The 2,436-nt window shown below is 63.1% G+C and carries 2 protein-coding genes and 1 pseudogene; all 3 read right to left on the reverse strand.

Annotated features, from left to right (window positions below; genetic code table 11):
• Window positions 1-754 (reverse strand): NAD(P)-dependent oxidoreductase (locus PSV33_RS08160; RefSeq protein ID WP_300560504.1); only part of this gene is annotated, 754 nt, incomplete at its 3' end.
• A gap of 143 nt (window positions 755-897) precedes the next feature.
• Entirely contained in the window at window positions 898-2,034 is a 1,137-nt protein-coding gene (locus tag PSV33_RS08165; protein WP_300560506.1) for a PilT/PilU family type 4a pilus ATPase, read from the reverse strand.
• A gap of 262 nt (window positions 2,035-2,296) precedes the next feature.
• Window positions 2,297-2,436 (reverse strand): annotated as a pseudogene (locus PSV33_RS08170) (twitching motility protein PilT); the annotation flags it as partial.

The raw sequence follows: 2,436 nt of genomic DNA on the forward strand, positions 1-2,436 counted from the left end.
CGGCAAAGCCGAAGTCGAACTTGTCGGCCACCATGGTCTTGCCGCGGTTGTCGAGTTGCCAGCTCTGCGCGGCGCCCTTGCCGATCACATCCAGCACCTGGTTCATGTCCAGGCCGGCTTTCTGGCCGAAAGCAATGGCTTCACTCAGGCCCTGCACCAGACCGGCGATGCAGATCTGGTTGACCATTTTGGTGAGCTGGCCGGCGCCGCTGGCACCCATCAGCGTGAAGGCTTTTGAAAACGCCATGCCGGCCGGCTTGACCGCGTCAAAGGCCGCGGCATCGCCACCGCACATGACGGTGAGCGCGCCGTTTTGTGCACCCGCCTGGCCGCCCGAGACCGGGGCGTCGACAAACTTCAACTTCAGGGCCTGGGCCGCTGCGTACAGCTCACGCGCCACGTCGGCCGATGCGGTGGTGTGGTCCACAAAAACGGCACCCGGCTGCATGCCGGCAAAAGCGCCATCGGCGCCCAGCGTTACGCCGCGCAGGTCATCGTCGTTGCCAACGCAGCAAAAAACGATCTCGGCGCCCTGTGCTGCCTCCCGTGGGGTTGTGGCATGTTTTGGGCCGCTAGTCCCCGCGTATTCGGCGGACCACGCTACTGATTTAGTAGCGGTCCGGTTGTAAACGGTGACCTGGTGGCCGGCCAGCGCGAGGTGGCCTGCCATCGGGTAGCCCATGACGCCCAGGCCCAGAAAGGCGACTTTGCGGGACGGGGCGGGTTCGTAGGTTTTGGGGTTGGTATTGCTCATGGTGTGGGAGAGGGGAAAAGAGGTGGGAGGGCGTAGCGAGCGGGCTTCAGGCTAGGCGGGCGGCGCGCAGCAACCGGAACGTACTTTGGGTACGTGAGGATTGCGAGCACCGACCAACAACGCATCAAGCCCGCGCAGTAGCCCTAGACAATGGACATGTGTTCGGTGCCGGCTGCCAGGTCCTGCGTCTTGGCGCGTTGCGAGTTGAGCTTGATCTGCAGCCGCAAGTCGTTGACCGAGTCGGCGTTGCGCAGCGCGTCTTCGTAGGTGATCATGTTGCTTTCGAAGGCATCGAAGAGCGCCTGGTCGAAGGTCTGCATACCGAGGTTGCGGCTCTTCTTCATGATTTCCTTGATCTCGGAAACCTCGCCCTTGAAGATCAGATCGGAGATCAGCGGCGTGTTCAGCATGACCTCCACGGCGGCGATGCGGCCTTTGCTGTCCTGCTTGGGCACCAGGCGCTGCGAGATCATGGCTTTCATGTTGAGCGACAGATCCATCAGCAACTGCGCGCGGCGCTCCTCGGGGAAGAAGTTGATGATGCGGTCCAGTGCCTGGTTGGCGCTGTTGGCATGCAGCGTGCACAGGCACAGGTGGCCGGTTTCAGCAAAGGCCACGGCGTGTTCCATGGTTTCGCGGTCGCGCACCTCGCCCATCAGGATCACGTCGGGCGCCTGGCGCAGCGTGTTTTTCAGTGCGGCTTCCCAGCTGTCGGTGTCCAGGCCTACTTCGCGCTGGGTGATCACGCAGTTCTTGTGCGGGTGCACAAACTCCACCGGATCCTCGATGGTGATGATGTGGCCGAAGGAATTTTCATTGCGCCAGTCCACCATGGCCGCCAGGGTGGTGGACTTGCCCGAGCCGGTGGCGCCGACCAGAATGCACAGGCCGCGCTTGGACATCACCACATCCTTGAGCACCTGCGGCACGCCCAGGCCGTCGATGGTCGGCAACACCGCCGGGATCACCCGCATCACCATGCCGACCTTGCCCTGCTGGATGAAGGCGTTGACCCGGAAGCGGCCGACGCCGGGCGGCGAGATTGCGAAGTTGCACTCCTTGGTGCGTTCGAACTCGGCAGCCTGTTTGTCGTTCATGATGGCGCGCGCCAGCGCCAGCGTGTGGCCGGCGTTCAGCGGCTGGGGCGAGACCTTGGTGACCTTGCCGTCGACCTTCATCGCGGGCGGAAAGTCGCCAGTGATGAACAGATCGCTGCCGTTGCGGCTGACCATCAGCTTGAGAAGGTCGTTGATGAATCTACTGGCCTGGTCGCGTTCCATGAAGAAGCCTTTTCAAATGGGGGCGTGGGGACGGTTGTCATTGCGGGCTTGCCCCGCAATCCTTGTAGCACGGGAGCGGCGGCGGTTCATGACGCGTGGATCCCGGATCGAGTGCGGGATGACAATTCGGTGGCGAGCGATGACTGAGGAGGCTCTTCAATCAAACAGGGGCCGCGGAACCGGCTTTGCCGGGCCGCAGGCGCAGCGGCCCCCCCGGGGGGCAGGGAGCTACACGCAGTGAGCGACCGTGGGGGCAACATGTTCAGCCGGGAAAGTTTTCGGGGATCTTGGCTTTGCCGCGTGCTTCGGCGGCGGAAATGACGTTGCGCTTGACGAGGTCGGTCAGGTTCTGGTCCAGCGTCTGCATGCCCACGCTGTTGCCGGTCTGGATGGACGAGTACA

Origin of the sequence: Polaromonas sp. (genome assembly GCF_029945895.1) — a bacterium.
GTDB lineage: Bacteria > Pseudomonadota > Gammaproteobacteria > Burkholderiales > Burkholderiaceae_C > Polaromonas.

What these genes read in the sequence shown, in the direction of transcription:
- PSV33_RS08165 (WP_300560506.1), bottom strand. Translation starts at nt 2,034, where the DNA reads ATGGAACGCGACCAGGCCAGTAGATTCATCAACGACCTTCTCAAGCTG.